The organism is uncultured Photobacterium sp., assembly GCF_947502415.1.
In the GTDB taxonomy this organism is placed as follows: Bacteria; Pseudomonadota; Gammaproteobacteria; order Enterobacterales; family Vibrionaceae; genus Photobacterium.
Genome location: NZ_CANMZV010000008.1, coordinates 70686 through 91012, shown reverse-complemented (window position 1 = coordinate 91012; position 20327 = coordinate 70686). Strand labels below are relative to the sequence as shown.

Below are 20327 nucleotides of genomic sequence, written 5' to 3'. Positions count from 1 at the left end.
TATTTATTGTGAAACACATACTTTAAAACCAATAACCTCATCTTAACCCACCTTTGAAATACAACATTCGATATTGAGTTCGATTAATAAAATGACGTTACACCTGTTAATTAGATAAAACTAAAACAGAAAAGAGATAATGATTAATCAGCAATGAAACAGTTCTCATTTGGATGGAGTGGCATTATAAGTAACACAAATATAGTTACAAGCCATAATTAAAAATTGAGACACAGGTCTAACCTGATAAAAAACAACCTACCATCAAAAGAAACACAATCAACCGAGTCAACAATGACACATTTAGTTTCTGACTGGCAGTATTTCTAAAATATCAATTCAAGAAACTCACTTGAAAGTCAAACCAAAACAGTTGCATAAAGACAAGTAAAATTTATTGCGCATCCCTCTTCCAAACTTGAATAAATAACACCAGCCATTACAGATAAAAATATCAACTAGACCTTTTACTCTACGATAAGTCACTGACTTAATAATAAAATTAGCAAACATTATAATCCAGACTCGCTTACTAATGATTCCCAATACAGTCATTTATCTATAACCACCAGTTATCCAACCAGAACATCATGTATTTTTAGATTTAAATCGTCTCAGCTTTTTCATTGCAAGAATCGCAGAAGCAACATAAGATGCATCAAAAACAAACAATAAAAATAAATAAAGAGGTATATTCATGCATCTTATTCAGCCGGAAGATTTTCAAAAGCATATATTCATGGACGAATGTGGACTTTTTTATGCGAAATATAACGGTTATACATTCCGAAGTGTATTTCAGCCTATTTATCAGTCCGACGTTAATCTTTTCGCCTTTGAAGGGCTGGTTCGTATTCAAAGTGCGAAGCAGCAATCTGTTCGACCGGATCTATTTTTTAGCTCACCAGACTTAACGGTTATCGACGCCATTAATCTATCCCTGCTTTGTGCAAGTATTCACCTGAGAAACTTTGCTCAATCTGAACATTGCAATAAAACGCTCTTCATCAACGCTTCTCCATCGGTATTCCAAACGCTTTCTCATGATGACATCGCCATTCAAGTCCTCATAAAACTGCTCGCTTCATTAAATTTATCTCCGACTCAAGTTGTGTATGAGATCATGGAGTTTGATGAAGGGAATATGGAATCCATCTTTTCTTGGATCAAAGTATTAAACAAGTACGGTATCGCCATCGCGATGGATGATTTCGGCATTTGCGGTTCTAATCACTCAAGAGCCAAAATTTTACTTCCGGACATCATCAAGATAGACAAGTCCATATTAGATGACTTCATCACCCACCAAAGTCGAAACTTGGAAGAATCACTCATCTTATCTCGCCAAATTGGTGCCAAAGTCATCGTTGAAGGAATTGAAACGGAAGAGCAGATGGACAAAATTTCTCATCTGAATATAGATATGTATCAGGGCTTTCTGCTTGGCCGTCCACAGCCTCTCGACCCTCAACTAACACATTAAGCGCCATTGCTGGCATACTCAAAGTAACGAAAAAAAGCTGTAACCCTAAGCCTCAAAGAGTTACAGCTAAACTACAGCATTAACGTAGTTCAAAAAGCTCAGGTGGTATTGGCAAGTTCCTACCTCTAGCACCTGAGAGCGGTTAGCTTTTACTGCATATTGTTTTTCTTGTTATTGCACCTTTTCGCTTACATCGACCAAATAAAGTAAATCTGGGACTTCATACGGATAATGATGCCGCGAATTACATCCAGGAAGTTCATAAACGCAATAGGTTTCTCTGCACTGATCCAGGCCAGCCCCACAGAGCCAACAGGAATGTCATACGCTTCAGATTCATCCAGCTTAAGGCGGACAAAATGGTGCTTATTCATCGCATTCTGACCAGTTGTCTGACGAACATTATCATCACGTCCCATCAGGTTGCCCTGAGCCTCACCGGTTGCTTCAATAATGCCTTCAACTTCCGCATTAAAAATTTTTCCCGGATAGACAGCAGAGGTGAATTCAGCTCGCTGCCCGACTTTAACATTACGGATCGCCTGGTGATTGACTCGCATCAGCACATATTTCTCGTTGGTGTACATCTGCATACGAGGCAAGATGCCAACATACTGACCTTCACGCATAATGAAGTTATTCAGGTAGCCATCAGCAGGAGCGTAAACCTTGGTGTTATCCAGATCCCATTGTACCTGCGCCACATTTTCCTGCTCGCTGGTTATGTCTACCTGGCAGCTGGTAACAGCCAACTCAGATTTTTCAAACGCCAACTTACTTTTGTTGGCTGACAGCTTGGATTTCTCCAGCTGAGACGTCAGCGTAATCACTTGCACTTTGGCGACTTCAACCGCTGTACGCTGCTCATCCATTTTGTTCTCAGTAATGGTGTGTTTCACCACTTTATTCTGCTCAACATAACGCTTCAGGGTCGTCTGCTTCAGCTTAAGATCTTCCTGTGCAGCGATCAGCTGATTTTTAGATATCTCAATATCTTTAAGCGCCGCATTGTAGGTTTCTTCTGCTATACGCACATCTTCTTCAGCAATTGATAGCGTTACTTTGGCCGCATCCAGCTTCGACATCGCTTTGTTGAGCGCTATCTGATATTGCTCGTCATCCAGGGAGTAAATCAACTGCCCTTTAGTCACCTTCTCGTTAGGCTTAACATAAATGTGCTCAACATGGCCTTTGATCTTGGTTGACGCCGGGCGTAACTGCACATGCGGAGACTGAACCAAAGAACCTCCGGACAGATCCATCGGCGCAAAGGTGATCAATCCAACCCAGACAAACAGCAACCACCCAGCTCCCCCCAGAAAAGCAAAACCTTGAGTGAACTTATTCCATGGCATGCCCACCATGCGCAGTAAATAAATGAAAAGCGTCCATACCGCCAGACCTTCAAGCATGTTCCGCCTCCTTATTGTTATTTACCTCTTCAGCAGAAACCTCTTGTTCAGAAACAACTTGTCCAGAAACTAGCTGCGGTTGACTCACACCAGTATTTTCCTCAACTGTGCCTTTCCAAATGTCACGAATCCGGCGCAAGGCTTGCTCACCATCGATAAACGCAATGACAACGGCAATCACCCATACCCAGTGCCAAATGAACCCGATCCAGGTCAGGGCCGTTATCAAGCCTATTTGGTGATGTTCTTTACTATGCGCTTTTTGAATTGGCAGCTCATGAATTCTCCAGAACCCATAGGCAGCAGCCGCTATAGTTCCCACTAGAACCACAGCAGCTACGACGTGCAACGCTGTGTCGACACCGCTATCGACAAAAGGCATGCTGATGAGACTCATCTTAATCAACTCCGATCTACAACAAAGGATTTATAATTCTGTTTTTGTTGCGACAGAGTGTGCGAGAAAATGTGATGCCCGTCCGAATTACGGACTGAACAAATCACTTTGGTGCCATTTATGGAATAATCTATCCAATCAGATATTTGAAATAAGTCCAACAAATGCAAAAGCCGACGCCACAACTCAATATCTCTTTCATTCGCTCCGTCTTTATGCAGCCAGTCTCATCTGGATTAAGAAAACATTATGGCCTGGAGCCGGAAGATCTCGGGATCCCTGCAAAGATACTGGCCGAGCCTATGTGCCTAGTTCCCTTCGTTGATGTTCAAGGCTGGCTGGAAGAAGTCGAACATCGTGTCGGTGATCCCGCCTTTATGATCGAGATCGGTGACGAACTGAAGTTCGACAATATGGGTTACTTCGGTGACTGGTTTCTCTCCAGTCCGGATCTCGCACTGGCCTTCAGGCGCATTAACTATGGCACCTCTTGCTTACAATCCGGAGTTAGCTTCCACGGCGAGCAATCAGGGAAAATAATCAAGTGGAGCTACGACAACCACTTCGCCGAGGGGCGGGGACGACTGCATGACAGCCTGCGGGTAGCTTTGATGTTCAACAACACCCTAAAGCACTTCATGGGAGACGAGTACAGCCCTAAACACGTGGAGATCAGCGGTCCACGCTGTGGTGAAGAGCGGGTAGAAGCTTTCTTCGGCTGTGATGTCCAGTGGAATGCACCGATGACCAAGGTCTGGCTTGATATCTCGATCCTTGAACACGGAAGCGCCAAACCTTTTGTCACTACCCGCCCGATGCTGGTCTCCAACCTACAGCTTGATGAATTTCTCAACATGCCGCAGCCTCACGATACCGCCAAAATCATGTATGAAATGGTCAGCTATGCCTGCTTCTACGGCTATCCGACCCTGGACTTTGTTGCCAGCCGCTTGAAGGTATCCCGTCAGCAGCTACAACGACGCCTGCATGCCTTGGGCTGGAACTTCACCAATATAACCAACTATGTACTTTGCAACCTGGCTATCAAGTACATGCTCAAGGATATGTCGATAACAGAAATTGCCAAGACTCTTGGCTATAACAACGTGCAGAGTTTCACTAAGGCATTCCAACGCCAGCGTGGGATCACGCCGACGCAGTATAAAGACAGACTATTAGAGCGCAGCCAGGATTAGGCAACCTTCTGACGCTTGCACTGCATCTTGAAATGGGTATTTGGGGCAATGTGATACCACATATCAAACAAGGCCTCATTTTTCCCCTGAAAAATAGGCTTGAAGAAAATACGGTAACCGGTCAGATCACGCCGGGCCGCATAATCGAACGGATCTGCATGAGTCGGATCAGCGATGATTTGCCGACTCAGCTTCACCGGCTTCAGCATGTAGTCTTCTTCGTTGGCAATATAGCGATAATCAATGAAGAGGTTAAATTCCAACTGAGTCTGCTCATTTTCTTCATAGCGAACCCACTCCTGGGAAAACATGGTTCCGTCCGACTTAAAGTCATAAGTCACCCAGCTTTGCTCCTGCGACTTCTCCTCCTCCGGCACACACTGCCATTTCCCATCAACAGCCGGCAGCGACGACGCAACGGCTATGCCCGGAAGCAATATACCAGCTGCCAATAGAAATCCATTTACCAAGCGATTCATTTGTCTCTCCGGTTAGTCAGCAAGGTTTTACAACAACAATAACTTAACAATTACTCGCTGCCAATATCCAATATATCAATAGTACAAATAAGCATAAAAAAAGAGCTGTTGCCAGCTCCTTTTTATTACGTTCCCTCGTTATCGCCTATTCGCTATCACGTTTATTGGCTGATATTTTTTCTAAGATCGCAGATATTGGCACAATCGGTCCCATCATATTGATCGTCAGCGGTGATCCACTTATCCCATAATGGATTTCAGAAGCTTCAGAGCTCGAGTAGTTATACTTGTAGTTAAACTTATCTGTCGCCATATGAAGCAAATCAAAATCTTTTCGGTGACATGAGATATATGCCCGCCAATACATAGCATCAAGCACTTCATCCGGATGCTCTGCCCGGATAATAAAGCGCCAGCTTCCCTCTTCTCCGTAGAAGTCGAGTGGAAACGTCTTTTTTATTTTTCTTTTGCTTAACAAGGTCAACCTATCCACTTAGCCAGCTAGACAAAGTGATTATGCAACGATTAGGGAATAATGGAAGAGATAAGCGAGGAAAACAAAGAAATTTGACAAAAAAACGAGATTTAGAAGTTCGTACCTTCGTGAGGGTAACACAAAAAAAGTTGAATTATCAGGCTTGTTAATTATCTTTCTCTGCCTATAATGCTGAAAACCGGAGCGTCTGCCAACGCTCCGGTTTTTTTGTGCCTGCTCTCCAGTGATCTAGCTGCTATCTGCCAATAGCAAGGAAACCGAAGGGCAAAATTCGATAAGATTAAGGAAATTCTAATGCGTATCGAACAAGACTTGAAACTGGGTTTTAAAGATGTACTGTTTCGTCCAAAACGTTCAACCCTAAAAAGCCGTTCTCAAGTTGAATTAACCCGCGATTTTACATTCAAGCATAGTGGTCGTCAATGGTCTGGTGTACCTATTATTGCCGCTAATATGGATTCCGTAGGTAGCTTCGACATGGCTATCTCCCTTGCCAAGCACGGTGTAATGACAGCGATTCACAAACACTACTCTGTCGCGGAATGGGCTGAGTTTATCAACAGCAACGATGCAAACGTACTTAACAACGCGATGGTTTCAACTGGAACGTCAGAAACAGACTTCCAAAAAACCAAAGACATCATGGAGCTAACCGACGATTTAATCTTCATCTGCATCGATATCGCCAACGGTTACTCAGAGCACCTGGTCGAATACGTACAGAGAGTACGTGCCGAGTTCCCGGACAAAGTGATCAGCGCTGGTAATGTCGTTACCGGTGATATGGTCGAAGAGCTGATCTTAGCGGGTGCCGATATTGTTAAAGTGGGTATTGGCCCAGGTTCGGTATGTACCACCCGAGTAAAAACAGGTGTTGGCTATCCTCAGCTTTCAGCCATCATCGAATGTGCCGATGCCGCACACGGCTTGGGCGGTCGCATCATCGGTGACGGCGGTTGTGCCTGTGCCGGCGACGTTTCCAAAGCCTTCGGCGGTGGTGCCGACTTCGTTATGCTTGGGGGTATGCTGGCAGGCCATGAAGAAAGCGGCGGTGAAATCGTCGAGCAAAACGGCGAAATGTTCATGAAGTTCTACGGCATGTCTTCTCAGAGAGCGATGGACAAGCACTCAGGCGGTGTTGCCAGATACCGCGCGGCTGAAGGTAAAACCGTACTATTGCCATTCCGCGGCCCGGTTGAAAATACCATCCAGGATATCCTTGGCGGTGTGCGCTCAACCTGCACGTACGTTGGTGCGGCGAAGCTTAAAGAGCTAACAAAACGCACCACGTTTATCCGCGTTTTGGAGCAGGAAAATAACGTGTTTGGTAAAGAGTAAAAGTTAATTTATCAAATTACATTTTTCAAAGGTCACCTTCGGGTGGCCTTTTTGTTTAAATGTTCTACTTGCTATAATTTTATTTCAAGTATAAAAGTTCTGTTTCTCGCCGACTATAAGCCCAAAAGCTAGAATCAACATATAGCATTTACCCCACCTCTCTTTAGAATGACTTCTCATTCGTACTTTGTGCACTCAGAGTTTTGCTCCAGAGCTAACGAAGTGACGGTTCACTTATTTCTCCCCCCAAAAACTCAACTACTCATTTTGCCGTTACTGACTAACCCAGTTAATAGTTCAATTTTCACTAATAGGAAAAAACCACTAACCAGTCAATAAAGTAAAAAATTAGGAATAGAACTATAGCAGCAAAGCAATTAACGCTATTTTTATTTATTATCAACAACTTAACCAGTGAAGAATTGAAATCCCCCCAGCAAGGTTCAGTTCTGCTGTTAAAGTCCACGATCTAATTAAGCCGCTATGAAAGAAACCTGTCGTTGAGATGAGATATAACTTTATTACTAACGAATAACATCTAAGATAAAGACTTTTCAATATTCTCAATTATTCGTACCCAGCTTAATCTTAACAAAACAAACACCCCTACAATTTGTGATCTAAATTTCATTATTATTATTTACTGCGCATATAAAATCGTTATTAGCACTCATAAAAATAGTTTTTACCAATTATGTTGTTCATGGATTGAAGATCAGAAAAACGCCATTCAAATTGGCGCTCTATTCCTGAGGGGAATATGATGCTGCACGTTTATACACTGAGTTTGTGTGTGACGAATATTATAAAAGAAATAACTATCGCTATTAACCAATTTTGAGTTGGGATTAAAATATGAAACAGCTAAAACGAAACTTACTAGCAACCACGATTTGTTTTTCTTTAATGGGAGTTAGTGGCCTGGCAACAGCCAGTGTACCTGATATTACTCCAGCCAATTATGACACTATTGTTGGCGATTACGGGCAATTCATTGATGCAAAATCGGACAAGTTCGTGCTCAGCCAATCCGAATGGGCGCAAATTCAAGTTTATGTCGAAGGGGCACTAGGTTTACCTATCACCGAAAGTTCAATGAAAACGGCTTTTGCTATTCCCGATGATGTGCCTTTTGCCAATTTCCAACCATTGCTCGAAGAATATGGTCGTATTCATAACACGGCTGATCAATGGAAACGTGATATTTATCCGGGCGTTATTGACTTAGCGTTTGATTTATCAAGTTACGCGAGTGTTCACAGTGATTTAATCATCCCTGTACTCGAATCGCTAAATGAGATGCGCAACGCCGATGATACATCCGAAGCTGAAATATATCGGGATTTTGCGATTGAACAGCTAAAAAACCTAAAAGAAATGGCCAACAATCGCCAGAACAGAGTTGGTGAAGTCGTCAAACAACTAAATGACTTCTCTACCGATTTGGAAACCGAAAACGCTCAATTGGCAACGTTGAAAACAACCCATAGCGAATTTCTCGACGATGACGGCAGTGCACTGAAGGCCAAAGTTAAAAAACTTGAAGCCGACATTCAGGACCTGAACGAAGAGTATGACTATAACGTTAAGGTTTCTGCTTCTGCGGTAGCGTATATCTGGTTCCCTCTGGCCAGTATTCCGGTAATGGGCGTTTATGGTGACAGAGCAGAAAAAGCACGATTTAAGAGAAATCAGCTGCAAGAAGATTTAGCTAAGTGGTCTAAAGATTTAACCTATCAAGAGCATGTCTACAGCTCATTCTCACGCTCTACTGCCAGTATTACCACAATCAAAGAAAGCGTCGAACAAGTGATCCCTCATGTCAATGAATTAAAACTTCACTGGCAGGAGATCGACAGCGATTTTAATACAGTACTTGAGTTACTGGAAAAATCACAAGGTCCTCGCGGGATTGAAAATGCCAAGATCAAACTGGCACGCATGCTTACCACAATCAACCTAGGCCAAGTGCAGAAGAACTGGCTAGCAATCAGTGTCAAAGCCAAGCAATTTGCACAAAACGCTTACGTTGAAAAAGCCAATTAATTCATACCTTCCCTTTATCTTTCAATTTTACGGTAAACCGGGTATCGAGCCTGGTTTACCTCTGAGGTTACTCAATATATGTACCGTTTAGCATTAGCAACAAGTCTACTGCTCGCCGGCGTTCAGGCCCAGGCAAGTGAGTGGACTAATATTCACCATTTAATTGAACCGGCAAACTTACCCAAGTCACTTGAATCCAAAATCATGACCACTAGCGGCACGGAAATAGTGGCTGCGGATCTCTATCTTAATTTGACCGAAATCCTCTCTAGGCCTGAAGTGATCCTCAATCAACAGGCCACGATTGTCGTGGTTGCCGATACTTTAGAAATTCCATCCGATTTTGTGCTGTCACTTGAAAATCAGGCCGTATTTATTTTCGCTCGCCAAATCATAGGTACAGGCAGTGGAGTAATAAGCCTTGACGGCTCGCCTGATAATTCAGGTATGGTGACGGTGATCAGCGAAAATATCCAGGCTTCAATCGATATTATTTCCAGCTTGGCCGATGGCTCGGTTGAGCTCGACACGCTGGATTCAAATATAGCTGGTTGGGGAAAAATGATCGCCCTGGCAGGTGGTGAGCGCGATGTTACCTCAATAACCGGTGATATCTCAGGATATGTACAAATGAATCCATGGGCTCATCAGGATATTTTCAATAAAACCTTTGATATGGCGGCGTTGATCTACGATCAGAACCCACAGCTCAGCATCCAAATGCTGACATGGATGGAAAAAAGCCTACGTGCTTCATCCGTTATCCTGGATAATAACCCGCAACTGGCTAATCTCTATCTGCAAACAGCTGGCTTCAAGCAATTTGTCGAGTTTACCAGCCACAACAATAATTATGTTCCTTATCTGGATCATCGATTATACAGCGATAAATACGCAGCCTATCTCGATACCATGCAAGACTATCAACAGCAGTATGATCGCTTCATGGATCGCAGTGCAGATGATATTACCCGTAAAAAGTCAGCCCGGCTGGCACTGAGCAAACTGAATGATGCAACCAAGGCTGAATCATCTATTATCGATCACGCTAACGTGACGATTAGCAAACTGGAAGCGGCACTGAAAAACGTCCAAGGACGTTACCATAACCAAGAAGAAGCCGTGTTCGACGCTCGATCCACTTATCTGGTTGGAATTGAAAACTGGAAGCGCAAAGAGGAGCTTAATGCTGCATTCGAAATATTCTCGGCAATAGCCAATCTTGGAAGTGCTGTTACCGGCGTATTTGTCGGCAACCTTGAAGGAGCCAGTGCCCTAACTAAACAACTGGCGGAAGAAGTTCCTGATGCCGCTGATAAAATGAAAAACTTGGCGACCAACATCAAATCAGTAACGTCGGTGATCGACAACATCACCAAATCCGTTGCCGGCATCGCGAAGCTAACCGATGAAGTGAAAAAGAACATCGTCCACGGCAAGCTGGTTGGTGTTGTCAACGAGTTCAATTTTGATGTGCCCTCCATCGAGGAGAGCAACGATGCCTGGGACACCCTGCTGATTGATGTCCGCAACAATCTGCGCTTTGCAGATAGCCTGGGCATTCGCGGCGCACGTAATTATTTAGCAGAGCTTGAAAAACTTATTGTATACGGTAAGTCGATCAACTCAGCCCAGCTACGGCTGGTAACTGAACAGTCTCGACTTATTGATCTGATGATTACCGCCGAAGTCAATCAGCGCCAGCAGCAACGAGTAACAGCTCTAATTGCCGAGATGGAAGACAACGAAGCGGCAATGGCCGAACTTGAGCAGCACTTCATGCGGGCAGTCAACAACTTCAAGCGTCCTATGTATGCTGCGTTGGTCAATTATCGCGAGGCATTCAAATACTGGGCACTGGAAGAGAGCAAGGTCAAACCTGCTCTAAATAAATCCTACCTCGATTATAAGGCGGATTGGGCGACCTTTGAGGATGAATACTCACTGGCTATGGCGTCATTCCAACCGGAACCGCACGAATTTACCATCCGGAGTATCAACATTACCGAACCAGCCCAACTAAAGAACTTTGCCTCTACCGGCGAACTAAGCTTTAGCCTTCCGCTGGATGAACCCGCGTTTTGCCGCTATGATCGCGTCCGTCTAAATACAGTACGGGCAGTACTACAGGGCAGTGAATTAACGGCCGGGCAGGAATTTTATCTGAATATTACTAACAGTGGCACGTACCAAGATAAACTGAAAGATAAGCAGTATACCTTCAGTGCCGCACCACTATCGCGGGCATTCGACTATCAGTTGGATGATAGCCGCTTGGATCGATCCCTTGAAGAGCAAATCAGCATCATCACCGATGGTAAAGTGGCCAAAAAATATGCCTTCGCTTATTTTGAACCGACCCCATTCACCACTTGGTCAATCGCTTTGCAAAATATGAAAGGCTATGACCTATCCAAGGTAGAGCGTATCCATCTGGAATTCACGGGAACAGCTATACCAAGCACTCGGTCATGCGGTAACTAATTAGCCCGCTAACAACACCTCCGGCAAACCGGAGGTGTTACTTTTATTCACGAACAAGATACCTACAATAAACAAAATCAATAATCGTAAATTGTTGTTTCAACACATGACATTATTAACATGATGGCAAGTTTTCCCTATCACATTCTCATTAATGAAGCAAAACCTACCAATTCAAATAGCTATTTTCTAAAAGCGTTCAATCATAGATATATAAAATAACAATTTTAACATTGAATCAAACATCACTATTTACCTTTACTCTTGTAAAAGTCATTGCTGCCTGCTTAATTCAATAAAAAAGTCTCAACGTCGCATTCAAAAGGACATTGTTTTCAACTTATAAAAAGGAGATATATCATGATATTAACCCTTGGAAAGAAAATGGCTAAGCTGTTGTGGTGGCGTGGATTAAGTAAAGCTGTTTCAATGCTAAATTATAAGGGTCCAGAGCCTGACCAATTTATCAAAAACCTTGTAACCGACCTGACAAAAATAGATTCCCTAACTAAAGTATTAGGCGATAACCCCCTAGAACCATTTGGCGCGGAAGGCAGTGAGCTAAGCGTAAAATACTACCTAGGAGAAAATAACTATTCACGCGCGATAAGAAGTTTTTTCATAGACCCCACGCCCTTCTCGAAAACCAATAAAATCAAAGCATTGCCAGCCGTGAATGGAACAGTGAATCACAAACCTAATGAAAAATGGTTCTTTCTGAACGGAATCGGTACCAACGAGGATATGGCAAGTGTTAATGCCAAGATGCTCAACAAGATATTCAAACGCCCTATCACCCCTCTTCATAATCCAACCAATGGTTTTAAAAATGATTTACTGGAAGTCGCAAAAGGCAGGTTACTTAACATGCGTACGTCCATTGCCGAATCAGCCAAAGCTCACATCAAAGATGAGCTAATAAAAATGGAGAAAGAAATAACAACAGCTAATGCGGGCGAAAAAAGTACATATAAAATTGTGATTATTGCTCACTCTCAAGGAGGGATAATTATTTCGAACGTAGTCAAATTGCTAATTCAAGATCCCGAGTGCAATTCGTTACTTGAACATCTGGAAATTTATACCTTCGCATCCGCCCATGATGAGTATCCCTCACCTTGGGCAACACACCATAAGAAAAATTTTCCCTTCACCGAGCACTTTGCAAACGACAGTGACTACGTAGCAGAGGTTGGCGTTCTTAATAATGTCAATAAAACCAGAGGCAAAATTTACGTTAAAAGTGGTGCTGGCCACCTATTGAACTATCACTATTTGAAGGACTTTAACAAAGGTAAATATGAAGGAAATGATCGAGGCAGCCGTCTATATACTTTACGTGACGGAAACAGGTAACGTTGAGGTTTAAAAGGGGGGATTTTAGCTATCCCCCCCTGCTTTGCTCGATTGATTTTAAAATATATTACCGTTAATCATTACCAAGACTTGCTAGTACGCCTTTGAGCTCAGAAATAAAAACATCAATATCTTCTCGGCTGATACCAAGGTGAGTAACCAATCGCATTGGATTTCCGGGTAACAGTAAAATCCCTTTTTTCTTTAGCTCTGCGCACAACATTTGTTGAGCAATCGCTGGGGCGACTTTGGCGAACAACATGTTGGTCTGGATTAATTCGCTGCGGACAGTAAAGCCATCAACCAGATTAAGCTGCTCTGCTAGATACTTAGCATTGGCGTGATCATCAGCCAGACGCTCAACATTTTCGATCAGCACCATTTTGCCAGCAGCAGCAAGAATGCCCGCCTGACGCATACCGCCGCCCAGCATTTTACGGATATGGCGTGCTTTGCGGATGAACTCAGCATCGCCAAGCAATAGCGAACCAACCGGTGCCCCCAGCCCTTTCGACAAGCAAATAGTCATTGAATCAAAATGACAGGCAATTTCTCTGATATCCACATTCAGCGCAACCGCTGCGTTGTACACCCGGGCACCATCCAGGTGCAACTTCAGGCCATGTTCATCAACAAACTGTCGGGCTTGGGCTAAATACTCAAGTGGCAGCACCTTGCCATTAATGGTGTTTTCAAGGCTAAGGAGTTTTGTACGGGCAAAATGGAAATCATCCGGCTTAATGCCGGCTTTGAGTTTGTCGAAACACAAAGTGCCATCTTTTTCATTTTCAACCGGTTGTGGCTGAATAGAACCCAGAACAGCGGCCCCACCCGCTTCATATTTGTAATTATGAGCCTGCTGGCCACAAAGATATTCATCACCACGCTCACAGTGGCTCATCAATGCCAGCAAGTTTGCCTGTGTACCTGAACTGGTAAAAATAGCGGCTTCAAACCCATGGCGTTCAGCGGTCCATTGCTCCAAATCGTTTACTGTCGGGTCATCAGCAAAAACATCATCACCAACAGGTGCATTAGCCATTGCTGCACGCATTTCAGCCGTCGGCTGGGTAACAGTATCAGAGCGAAAATCGATCATCCGGGAATATCCTTATGTTGTTACATCAGTCATCCGCTAAGCATGACATAAAACGCAGTCCTGGGATTGTAAAATATTAACAAGAAACGCATTAATGCGCGGTGTGCTGCTCCTCGCTGAACCCTTTATCTTTCAGCCACTTTTCCCACTGGTATAATTTCAGACGCTGAGCTCTGTTGCGAACCTGAACCGCAAGAATGACTCCGGAGCCAACCCCGAAGGCAATAGCCGAATAAAACTGAGCTATCATTGGCCCCCGAAAATGCCATACAAAAATATACATTCCTGCGCCCCAGAATAATGTCCCAATAACAAATTGGAGCAAAAAAAGTTTCAGCGGGTTTTCAAAAATACGCGGCTTACCCTTCCGGCCGGTCAGTTTATAGAAAAGGTAAGGATAAGGTTGGATATCATCTTCAGAAGCACCAAGTGAAATCAGATATTTACGAATAAATTCATCCGGCAGCATCGCTGGTTCCTTACTAACTTAAGACGACAGCAATAAGGATTGTTCAACAGTTCTGACTACGAGTCCGAACACAAATCACTATGTCGGTAAAAAAGCGAGTAAAAGGTATCTCACTCGCCCTTAACTGTTTGTGATCTAAATCACATAAGTATGACCAACCATGCATAAGTGCGGTTATTTCTCTTCAATATCACATCACGTAGTAATGTGGGAACCTTCAAATTATGATTGTCCAGCCTCCGCAAACGATAACCATCATCACTAATGGTAAAGATTAATAAAGGGCGTTTTTACAGCAAAATACAAAGTTTCAATTAGACAAGTAAAAAGCCCAAAGCCAGAACAGATGTTTAGCTTTACGATTTAGTAAAGTGAAAGCTGGTGATGATACCTGCCAGAACATACCCGCAAATCAGGCCACCGGTATTGGCCGCTAAATCCAGCCACTCACCGTAGCGGTTAACGTAAGGTTGCACCAGTTCGATCATCCCGCTCCAGCCAACAAACAGCAATCCAATAAACAACCAGTGTTTCGGTTTTCTCAAAGCAACCGGGAACATTAATGCCGCGTAAGCGATAAAATGGTGGGTCTTATCTGTACCGGGAACGTCAGGCAATTCCGTTATTGGCGTCAAAGAAAGAAACGTAATTGTAAACAAGATTGCCAGTGTAAGCGCAGCCCAGTATTTTTGAACCAATTTGATAAGAGAAGTCATTAAATCGCCTGTCGAATGTGAATTAAATTACCAGCTTTACATAAGCTTGCGATCTTAGAAGCAGGCAGAACCAGAAACAAGTATAAGACTGTGGAAAATACACGATATTCCCATCAGCTGCCATGATCACGTATTATGCTTATACTCAGATGACCTCAAAATGCTTGAGGTATAACCGATTATTTAAACTGAGTTTTCGAACAATATGGATTTTTTCCCTGCCTTTTTGCGTCTTTCTGACCGGCAAGTGCTCGTTGTTGGCGGTGGTGATGTTGCCTGCCGTAAAGTCGATTTGCTACTTCGTGCCAATGCCAATGTCACAGTGCTCTCCCCTGAGCTTCACCCATTCCTTGCGAATTATGCCGACAAAGGAAGGCTGAATTATCTCTGTAAAAGCTATGAAGAAAACGATCTGGCTGGCTTTGATCAGGTATGGGCAACCACAAATAAAAGCGGGCTTAATCACCAGATTTATCGTGATGCCACCAAACGTGACCTATGGGTGAATGTAGTCGATGCCCCAAAATTTTGTCATTTTATTACACCGTCAATGATAGATCGTTCACCTATCCAGGTCGCCATTTCCAGCGGTGGCGCATCTCCGGTCTTGGTTCGTTACCTGCGTGAACGCTTTGAAACTCTGTTGCCACAAAATTTGGCAATGCTAGCTAATTTTGCAGGGAAACAACGGGATCGCATCAAGCAACATTTTGATAGTATTGATGAACGAAGAAAATTCTGGGAACGTTTTTTCCGTTTACCGACAGTTGAACACGCAAAACACGTTGAAGAGCTTGAACAAGCATTTAGCCAATTGCTCAATTCTCCCAACGAAACGGCACAGCATGTTACCTTTGTGCATGTTGGCAACGATCCGGAACTGTTGACATTGAAAGCACTGCGGTTGATGCAGCAAGCCGAATATGTACTGTACTGCGATGCCTGCCCTGACGTATTTGTTGACCTCTGCCGCCGTGATGCAGAACGTGAACAAGTTCCATACCAGCAGTTATTTCATAAAGCTTCCAGCCTTGAAAAACAAAATGTTAGGGTTTGCATTCTCTCTCCTGCACGCCCCTCTCCCGAAATGATGATACTAATCGAGCAATCCGCGTTTGACCCTGTATTTGTATCAGCATCAGACGCCAACTCGTAATAAAAAATAACACCCCATGAGGTATCAGGACAGGTTGTCAGAAGCGCATTCTACCCTGAAAAAAACGCATCTTGCGCGCAGAAATGAAGAAAGGCACAGCTCTACCCCCTTTAGGGTAGTATTAATCTGTTATTGATTTGATGCTTTAACGACGCTGACACGACGTACACCCTCGGCAAGCAGAACGGGTGTGACGATCCAAACGACCACGCTGTACTTTGCAATACGCATTTTTAAGTGCTCGGCGGGCGGAAAACCAATCATCCGGCTTTGAAATCAGCAGATATCCGTTAAAGCGTTTCACCAACTGTGTGCGGTATTCATCGATGAACTTACTGTCAAAGTCAATTTCAAAATACTTCAGCGCCTGCTCTATTGAAGTAAAACTCGCGATAGTTTGTTGAATATCGTTTTGGCTCATAATTTAATCTGACAGTGATCTTTGCGCCAGTTTAGCAAAGCGCGGAGAGTGAATCATTATGTAACACGCGCTTTGCCCGATATCTTGCAGGCAGGATTTATAACACAGGTGCTAAGCTGCCTTAAATGTACTTCGTATCCAACTATTTTTTCTACGATTCAACATAGTTTGGGACAAAAGCGAGTCACTTAATTTGCTACATTAATAATTGATGAATTAGTTCAGGTATCACAAAATTGCCTTGCTTTATGTCTACGAGTATTGGGCTAAAGGGCCCGCCTTCATTTTGATGGTCAATTTAATTGCACCACTGCATTAATCTTTAATAACCAAACATAGTCCGTCAGATTAAATAAAGATTCGCCCTCTGAGCCCAAGCACAAAGATGTTACTCTCGTCAGAAAGCAGTGGATTATTAATCCATTGCAGATCTGGTGTCAGCTGAAAGTAATCCCCCAGCTGCATGTTGTAGAAGGCCTCAACGACCGATTGACTATCATTCATTCCCCAAGCGTCTTCGTTTGCCTGACTCCAGTTAACCGCAAAGCCAAGATTATTATTTGGCGCGCCTAGCGCAAAGTAGCCAAATCCAGCCGAGATCGAGGTCTCATACAGCGCCGCATCGCCCTCAAATGAGAACCCACCGCGCAAGAATGGCATGATATGTGGCGTGACAAAGTAGCTGAGCGAGTAGTTCAAGCCTTGGCTTGCATACGCACTATGTCTGGCGCTGCCGTCGTCATTAAATGTCGGGTCGATATGCCAGTAGGTCAGGTGAATATTATCGGTGTAAATCTGCTCTTGTGAGGTTGTCCAGCCAAGCTCCAGGGAAGTAAATAGGTCGTGGTCGTTAAACAGAGTATCAAAGCCTTCAAACACGTCTTCAATGTCCGATCGCCCATTAGCATCGGCCACACCCGCGACTACATAAAAATTGTCGGTGATCATATGGCCAGCAGAAAGGGACAGTAACCCATCATCCGGCAGTCCCATCGCCCCCCCCCCCGTTTGGAAAGCGAAGTTGGAGAATGCAGTCCATGGGCTAGCCAAGGCGTAGGTATCGACGTAGTCGGTCACATCCTGAAAACCAACAATGAGTGAGGTTTTACCGTCGTTTAGACGCTGTTTCCAGTAAAGGTTCGTGAGGCGACCACCTTGGTCATTAAATGCTGGCTGAACGAGGCCAATGTAGCCCAAACCTTCCTTACCACCGAAACCAGAAAGGAAGGCATAATCTTTAGGTGAATAATCAGAGTAGGCATGACGGTGCTCAATCTTCCATACCAAGCTACCCGTATTTCGTGTACCACACCCCACGACATCCCACTGCCCATAGAAACGAGCCACGCCACCACTGGTGCTAACACTATTGCCTTCGCTGCCATTGGCAGAAATAAAGCCGACCGCATTATAATCAATACCGAGAGTAACGCCATTTTGCACAAGCTCTTCACGCCAAGAGCGCTTCTCAGCAATCTGCCCTGAAATAGTATTGCCTACAGAATCAGGCCCTCCAAAATTAGCGGCCGAGACAGCCGTTGCAAACAAAGGCGCAGCCAATAGTCCGCCGACACTGATCTTAGTGCATAGCATATGCTTACCCTATAAAATTGTTCTTCCATTCAAACAATACTCAATACAGAGACATCGTTCGTTATCGTATGCCGGATGTTGGTTCTATTTCCAACTATTGATAATCAAATACTTTTGAAGCATCCAAACTATATCCCATGGTGATGTTACTGGTACCGTCTACAATGTAGACTTCTTCTGATTTAACCGATGAAGTGATAATTCCTTCCACCCAAACCGGGTGTCGAACATTTTTCATCTTGTACCCATCAGGGAAAGATATGTGGACAATTTGGTTCGCAGGGGGCGGTGGCATATGTATACAAGCACCGGCAATAGGCACGAGTAGAAAATCGGTCGTCACCATAGCGTCAGAAAACTCAATTGGGACAAGAAAGCCTGGGATTCTAACTTTTTTACCATCGAACTCCGTAGTGATCGTTTCAGCCGCCATTTTTTGCGCTTGTATGTACACATCGCGTAATTTAAGCAGTTCATCAGCATCGACGCCTTTTGTCTTTAATTGCATTTTTATTGATTTTATACGCTCCAAGTCAAGCTGTTCGCCTGAGTGCATCAGAGCGAATATTCTTTGAAGCTGAAGCCTATTTTTATCACTGAGCTCTGGAAGGGTAACCTGATTTTAAGGGGGTTCAGGCCTTAGTTTTTGCCAATCAAGAGTGATTGGTTCATTGGCAAAACTACCTAAAGATGCAAGCGCTAATAGAAATGGAATAAGCTTTTTCAAAACTATGCATCCTTATTTCTAACTTCTAACTTCTAACTTCTAACTTCTAACTTCTAACAGCAGTACTTAAAAGCAGGTAAATCTAAAGAGTGTTTTTATAGATAACACCATCTTTCATGATTATCCGGATAGTCTCAGGGCTCTCTGGACGCTTCTCTGCGCCAAACCATTTGTCACCAGTACCGACTACAGAAAAGTCTTTTAACGGATTGCCGTCTAACAGAAGGATGTCTGCATAAGCACCAGTTTCAATCACCCCTAATTTAGCTTTAGGGTAAGGATTGGTGAAGTCACCGGTCAGCTTAGAAATTTCCCCACCGACTGACGTCATAGTCTTCAAAGATTCATAAGACCCGAAGAACTCGTTATTTAAGTGTTTTTCGTAAGCGATCTGAATGTTACATGCATCGACAGAGCCTACGCAGTCAGTCTGGAATCCACGTTTAACCGGACACTTCTTCATGTTTGGTATGTAGTTTTTAAACGTTTCGGTCGCTGATTTAGCTTTCGCTAAACTAGAAGGAACATTCTTTACTGCAGGAATATCTAAAAGACCAGGGTCAAATGCTGTCAGATTAGTGGTTATAAATGCGCCTTTCTCATTCATTACTTCGGCAATATCACAGTCAAAAGCAAAGCCATGCTCAATGGACATTACTCCCGCATCAAGAGCGCTAAGAATCGCTTCCTTACGATAAGAGTGAGCCATCACATAACTGCCATAACTTTCAGCGACAGCAACTGCAGCCTCAATTTCCTCAGGAGAGCCCGCCAGTAACTGCCATGGATCAAATGCGGAGACTACACCTCCAGACTGCATGTATTTCAGTTGCGTTGCCCCCATGCGAAAGTTATTTCGGCCATACTTTTTAACCTCAGCAACGCTGTCAACTTCTTGCGAGAGGTTTAGGCGACCGAAATTTGTCTCTACGCCAACAGGAGCTGAGTAGTTTGCAAAGTCAGCATGACCACCACGAGTGCTTAGAAATGCACCGGATGGATAATAACGAGGTCCGACAATCTCTCCCGCATCAATGGCTCTTCTCAAACCACCGTTTGCACCACCAGCATCTCGCACTGTGGTGAAACCTTGCATCAGATACATCTCAGCCATTCGAGCGCCGTGGATGGCAAAATCTTCCCAAGTCTTATCAGCCTCCATAGCTGGCAGGTTCGGCCCCATTAACATCAAGTGTGCATGGTTTTCAATAAAGCCAGGAGTGAGGGTTTTGCCCGTACCATCGATGACTATCGCATCGCTTCGAGCATTAATCTCCTCGGCTGAAATGGTTTTAATGATATTCCCTTCTACCAATACATGGTATTTCTCATACAGCTTATTTTCAATACCGTTAAATATGTCGACATTCTTGAAAACTATTTGTCCGATTTTGGTATCATCCGAGGCGAAAGCCATTGAGGTCATCATGGTAAGCAGAATAAAACTCTTCATTTGTAA

At 43.8% G+C, this 20327-nt stretch carries 18 protein-coding genes; 7 read left to right on the top strand and 11 right to left on the bottom strand.

Annotated elements, in window-relative coordinates:
- The first annotated feature begins 697 nt into the window (after positions 1–697).
- A complete protein-coding gene (locus tag Q0852_RS10500; RefSeq protein WP_299017977.1) occupies positions 698–1483 on the top strand; it encodes an EAL domain-containing protein in 786 nt (261 codons plus the stop codon).
- 188 nt (positions 1484–1671) lie between these two features.
- Here Q0852_RS10500 and Q0852_RS10495 read toward each other — a convergent pair whose 3' ends face one another.
- Both Q0852_RS10495 and Q0852_RS10490 read right to left on the bottom strand, forming a co-directional pair.
- The gene (locus Q0852_RS10495; protein ID WP_299017976.1) at positions 1672–2895 is read right to left on the bottom strand and encodes an HlyD family secretion protein; all 1224 of its coding nucleotides are present in this window, start codon (positions 2893–2895) and stop codon (positions 1672–1674) included.
- A complete protein-coding gene (locus tag Q0852_RS10490; protein WP_299017975.1) occupies positions 2888–3292 on the bottom strand; it encodes an MFS transporter in 405 nt (134 codons plus the stop codon). Before Q0852_RS10490 ends, Q0852_RS10495 begins: the two co-directional genes overlap by 8 nt.
- Before the next feature lie 164 nt (positions 3293–3456).
- Here Q0852_RS10490 and Q0852_RS10485 point away from each other — a divergent pair, with 164 nt between their 5' ends.
- A complete protein-coding gene (locus tag Q0852_RS10485) occupies positions 3457–4488 on the top strand; it encodes an AraC family transcriptional regulator (RefSeq protein ID WP_299017974.1) in 1032 nt (343 codons plus the stop codon).
- On the opposite strand, the gene Q0852_RS10480 is transcribed toward Q0852_RS10485, so the two are convergent.
- On the bottom strand, positions 4485–4967 hold the full coding sequence (locus Q0852_RS10480) for a hypothetical protein (RefSeq protein WP_299017973.1): 483 nt from the start codon (positions 4965–4967) through the stop codon (positions 4485–4487). The two genes, Q0852_RS10485 and Q0852_RS10480, sit on opposite strands and share 4 nt — an antisense overlap.
- Positions 4968–5112: 145 nt before the next feature.
- On the bottom strand, positions 5113–5460 hold the full coding sequence (locus Q0852_RS10475) for a hypothetical protein (protein WP_299017972.1): 348 nt from the start codon (positions 5458–5460) through the stop codon (positions 5113–5115).
- 297 nt (positions 5461–5757) lie between these two features.
- Between Q0852_RS10475 and Q0852_RS10470 the strand changes: the two genes are divergently transcribed.
- The 4 genes from Q0852_RS10470 (at position 5758) to Q0852_RS10455 (ending at position 12687) form a co-directional block, all read left to right on the top strand.
- Positions 5758–6801, top strand: a complete 1044-nt coding sequence (locus Q0852_RS10470; RefSeq protein WP_299017971.1) for a GMP reductase — start codon at positions 5758–5760, stop codon at positions 6799–6801.
- A gap of 855 nt (positions 6802–7656) precedes the next feature.
- Positions 7657–8847, top strand: coding sequence for an alpha-xenorhabdolysin family binary toxin subunit A (locus Q0852_RS10465; RefSeq protein WP_299017970.1), 1191 nt, complete (start codon positions 7657–7659; stop codon positions 8845–8847).
- 78 nt (positions 8848–8925) lie between these two features.
- Positions 8926–11331 carry a hypothetical protein gene (locus tag Q0852_RS10460; RefSeq protein WP_299017969.1) on the top strand — a complete coding sequence of 802 codons (2406 nt, stop codon included), beginning with the start codon at positions 8926–8928 and terminating at the stop codon, positions 11329–11331.
- 360 nt (positions 11332–11691) lie between these two features.
- Positions 11692–12687 carry a hypothetical protein gene (locus tag Q0852_RS10455; protein ID WP_299017968.1) on the top strand — a complete coding sequence of 332 codons (996 nt, stop codon included), beginning with the start codon at positions 11692–11694 and terminating at the stop codon, positions 12685–12687.
- Positions 12688–12760: 73 nt separating this feature from the next.
- Here the strand turns inward: Q0852_RS10455 and ltaE are convergent, their stop codons facing one another.
- The 3 genes from ltaE to Q0852_RS10440 all read right to left on the bottom strand — a co-directional run bounded on the left by ltaE (position 12761) and on the right by Q0852_RS10440 (position 14971).
- Positions 12761–13786, bottom strand: coding sequence for a low-specificity L-threonine aldolase (gene ltaE / locus Q0852_RS10450; RefSeq protein WP_299017967.1), 1026 nt, complete (start codon positions 13784–13786; stop codon positions 12761–12763).
- Between the two features lie 91 nt (positions 13787–13877).
- Complete coding sequence (locus Q0852_RS10445) at positions 13878–14255, bottom strand: DUF6404 family protein (protein WP_299017966.1); 378 nt, start codon at positions 14253–14255, stop codon at positions 13878–13880.
- A 356-nt stretch (positions 14256–14611) separates the two neighbouring features.
- A complete protein-coding gene (locus Q0852_RS10440; protein ID WP_299017965.1) occupies positions 14612–14971 on the bottom strand; it encodes a VanZ family protein in 360 nt (119 codons plus the stop codon).
- Between the two features lie 205 nt (positions 14972–15176).
- Here Q0852_RS10440 and Q0852_RS10435 point away from each other — a divergent pair, with 205 nt between their 5' ends.
- On the top strand, positions 15177–16127 hold the full coding sequence (locus tag Q0852_RS10435; RefSeq protein WP_299017964.1) for an NAD(P)-dependent oxidoreductase: 951 nt from the start codon (positions 15177–15179) through the stop codon (positions 16125–16127).
- Between the two features lie 145 nt (positions 16128–16272).
- Here the strand turns inward: Q0852_RS10435 and Q0852_RS10430 are convergent, their stop codons facing one another.
- The 4 genes from Q0852_RS10430 to Q0852_RS10415 form a co-directional block, all read right to left on the bottom strand.
- Positions 16273–16548: a nitrogenase-stabilizing/protective protein NifW gene (locus Q0852_RS10430; protein ID WP_299017963.1), complete on the bottom strand. Its 276-nt coding sequence runs from the start codon at positions 16546–16548 to the stop codon at positions 16273–16275.
- A gap of 348 nt (positions 16549–16896) precedes the next feature.
- Positions 16897–18141 carry a carbohydrate porin gene (locus tag Q0852_RS10425; protein ID WP_299017962.1) on the bottom strand — a complete coding sequence of 415 codons (1245 nt, stop codon included), beginning with the start codon at positions 18139–18141 and terminating at the stop codon, positions 16897–16899.
- Between the two features lie 94 nt (positions 18142–18235).
- Positions 18236–18697 carry a DUF3299 domain-containing protein gene (locus Q0852_RS10420; RefSeq protein WP_299017961.1) on the bottom strand — a complete coding sequence of 154 codons (462 nt, stop codon included), beginning with the start codon at positions 18695–18697 and terminating at the stop codon, positions 18236–18238.
- Between the two features lie 253 nt (positions 18698–18950).
- Entirely contained in the window at positions 18951–20321 is a 1371-nt protein-coding gene (locus tag Q0852_RS10415; RefSeq protein WP_299017960.1) for an amidohydrolase family protein, read from the bottom strand.
- Positions 20322–20327 lie beyond the last annotated feature (6 nt).

Excerpts from the sequence above, each read along its gene's own strand:
- Q0852_RS10460 (WP_299017969.1), top strand. The coding sequence starts at position 8,926 with ATGTACCGTTTAGCATTAGCAACAAGTCTACTGCTCGCCGGCGTTCAG.
- Q0852_RS10495 (WP_299017976.1), bottom strand. The coding sequence starts at position 2,895 with ATGCTTGAAGGTCTGGCGGTATGGACGCTTTTCATTTATTTACTGCGC.
- Q0852_RS10440 (WP_299017965.1), bottom strand. The coding sequence starts at position 14,971 with ATGACTTCTCTTATCAAATTGGTTCAAAAATACTGGGCTGCGCTTACA.
- Q0852_RS10420 (WP_299017961.1), bottom strand. The coding sequence starts at position 18,697 with ATGCACTCAGGCGAACAGCTTGACTTGGAGCGTATAAAATCAATAAAA.
- ltaE (WP_299017967.1), bottom strand. The coding sequence starts at position 13,786 with ATGATCGATTTTCGCTCTGATACTGTTACCCAGCCGACGGCTGAAATG.
- Q0852_RS10485 (WP_299017974.1), top strand. The coding sequence starts at position 3,457 with ATGCAAAAGCCGACGCCACAACTCAATATCTCTTTCATTCGCTCCGTC.
- Q0852_RS10425 (WP_299017962.1), bottom strand. The coding sequence starts at position 18,141 with ATGCTATGCACTAAGATCAGTGTCGGCGGACTATTGGCTGCGCCTTTG.
- Q0852_RS10445 (WP_299017966.1), bottom strand. The coding sequence starts at position 14,255 with ATGCTGCCGGATGAATTTATTCGTAAATATCTGATTTCACTTGGTGCT.
- Q0852_RS10430 (WP_299017963.1), bottom strand. The coding sequence starts at position 16,548 with ATGAGCCAAAACGATATTCAACAAACTATCGCGAGTTTTACTTCAATA.
- Q0852_RS10480 (WP_299017973.1), bottom strand. The coding sequence starts at position 4,967 with ATGAATCGCTTGGTAAATGGATTTCTATTGGCAGCTGGTATATTGCTT.
- Q0852_RS10500 (WP_299017977.1), top strand. The coding sequence starts at position 698 with ATGCATCTTATTCAGCCGGAAGATTTTCAAAAGCATATATTCATGGAC.
- Q0852_RS10415 (WP_299017960.1), bottom strand. The coding sequence starts at position 20,321 with ATGAAGAGTTTTATTCTGCTTACCATGATGACCTCAATGGCTTTCGCC.
- Q0852_RS10455 (WP_299017968.1), top strand. The coding sequence starts at position 11,692 with ATGATATTAACCCTTGGAAAGAAAATGGCTAAGCTGTTGTGGTGGCGT.
- Q0852_RS10465 (WP_299017970.1), top strand. The coding sequence starts at position 7,657 with ATGAAACAGCTAAAACGAAACTTACTAGCAACCACGATTTGTTTTTCT.
- Q0852_RS10470 (WP_299017971.1), top strand. The coding sequence starts at position 5,758 with ATGCGTATCGAACAAGACTTGAAACTGGGTTTTAAAGATGTACTGTTT.
- Q0852_RS10435 (WP_299017964.1), top strand. The coding sequence starts at position 15,177 with ATGGATTTTTTCCCTGCCTTTTTGCGTCTTTCTGACCGGCAAGTGCTC.
- Q0852_RS10490 (WP_299017975.1), bottom strand. The coding sequence starts at position 3,292 with ATGAGTCTCATCAGCATGCCTTTTGTCGATAGCGGTGTCGACACAGCG.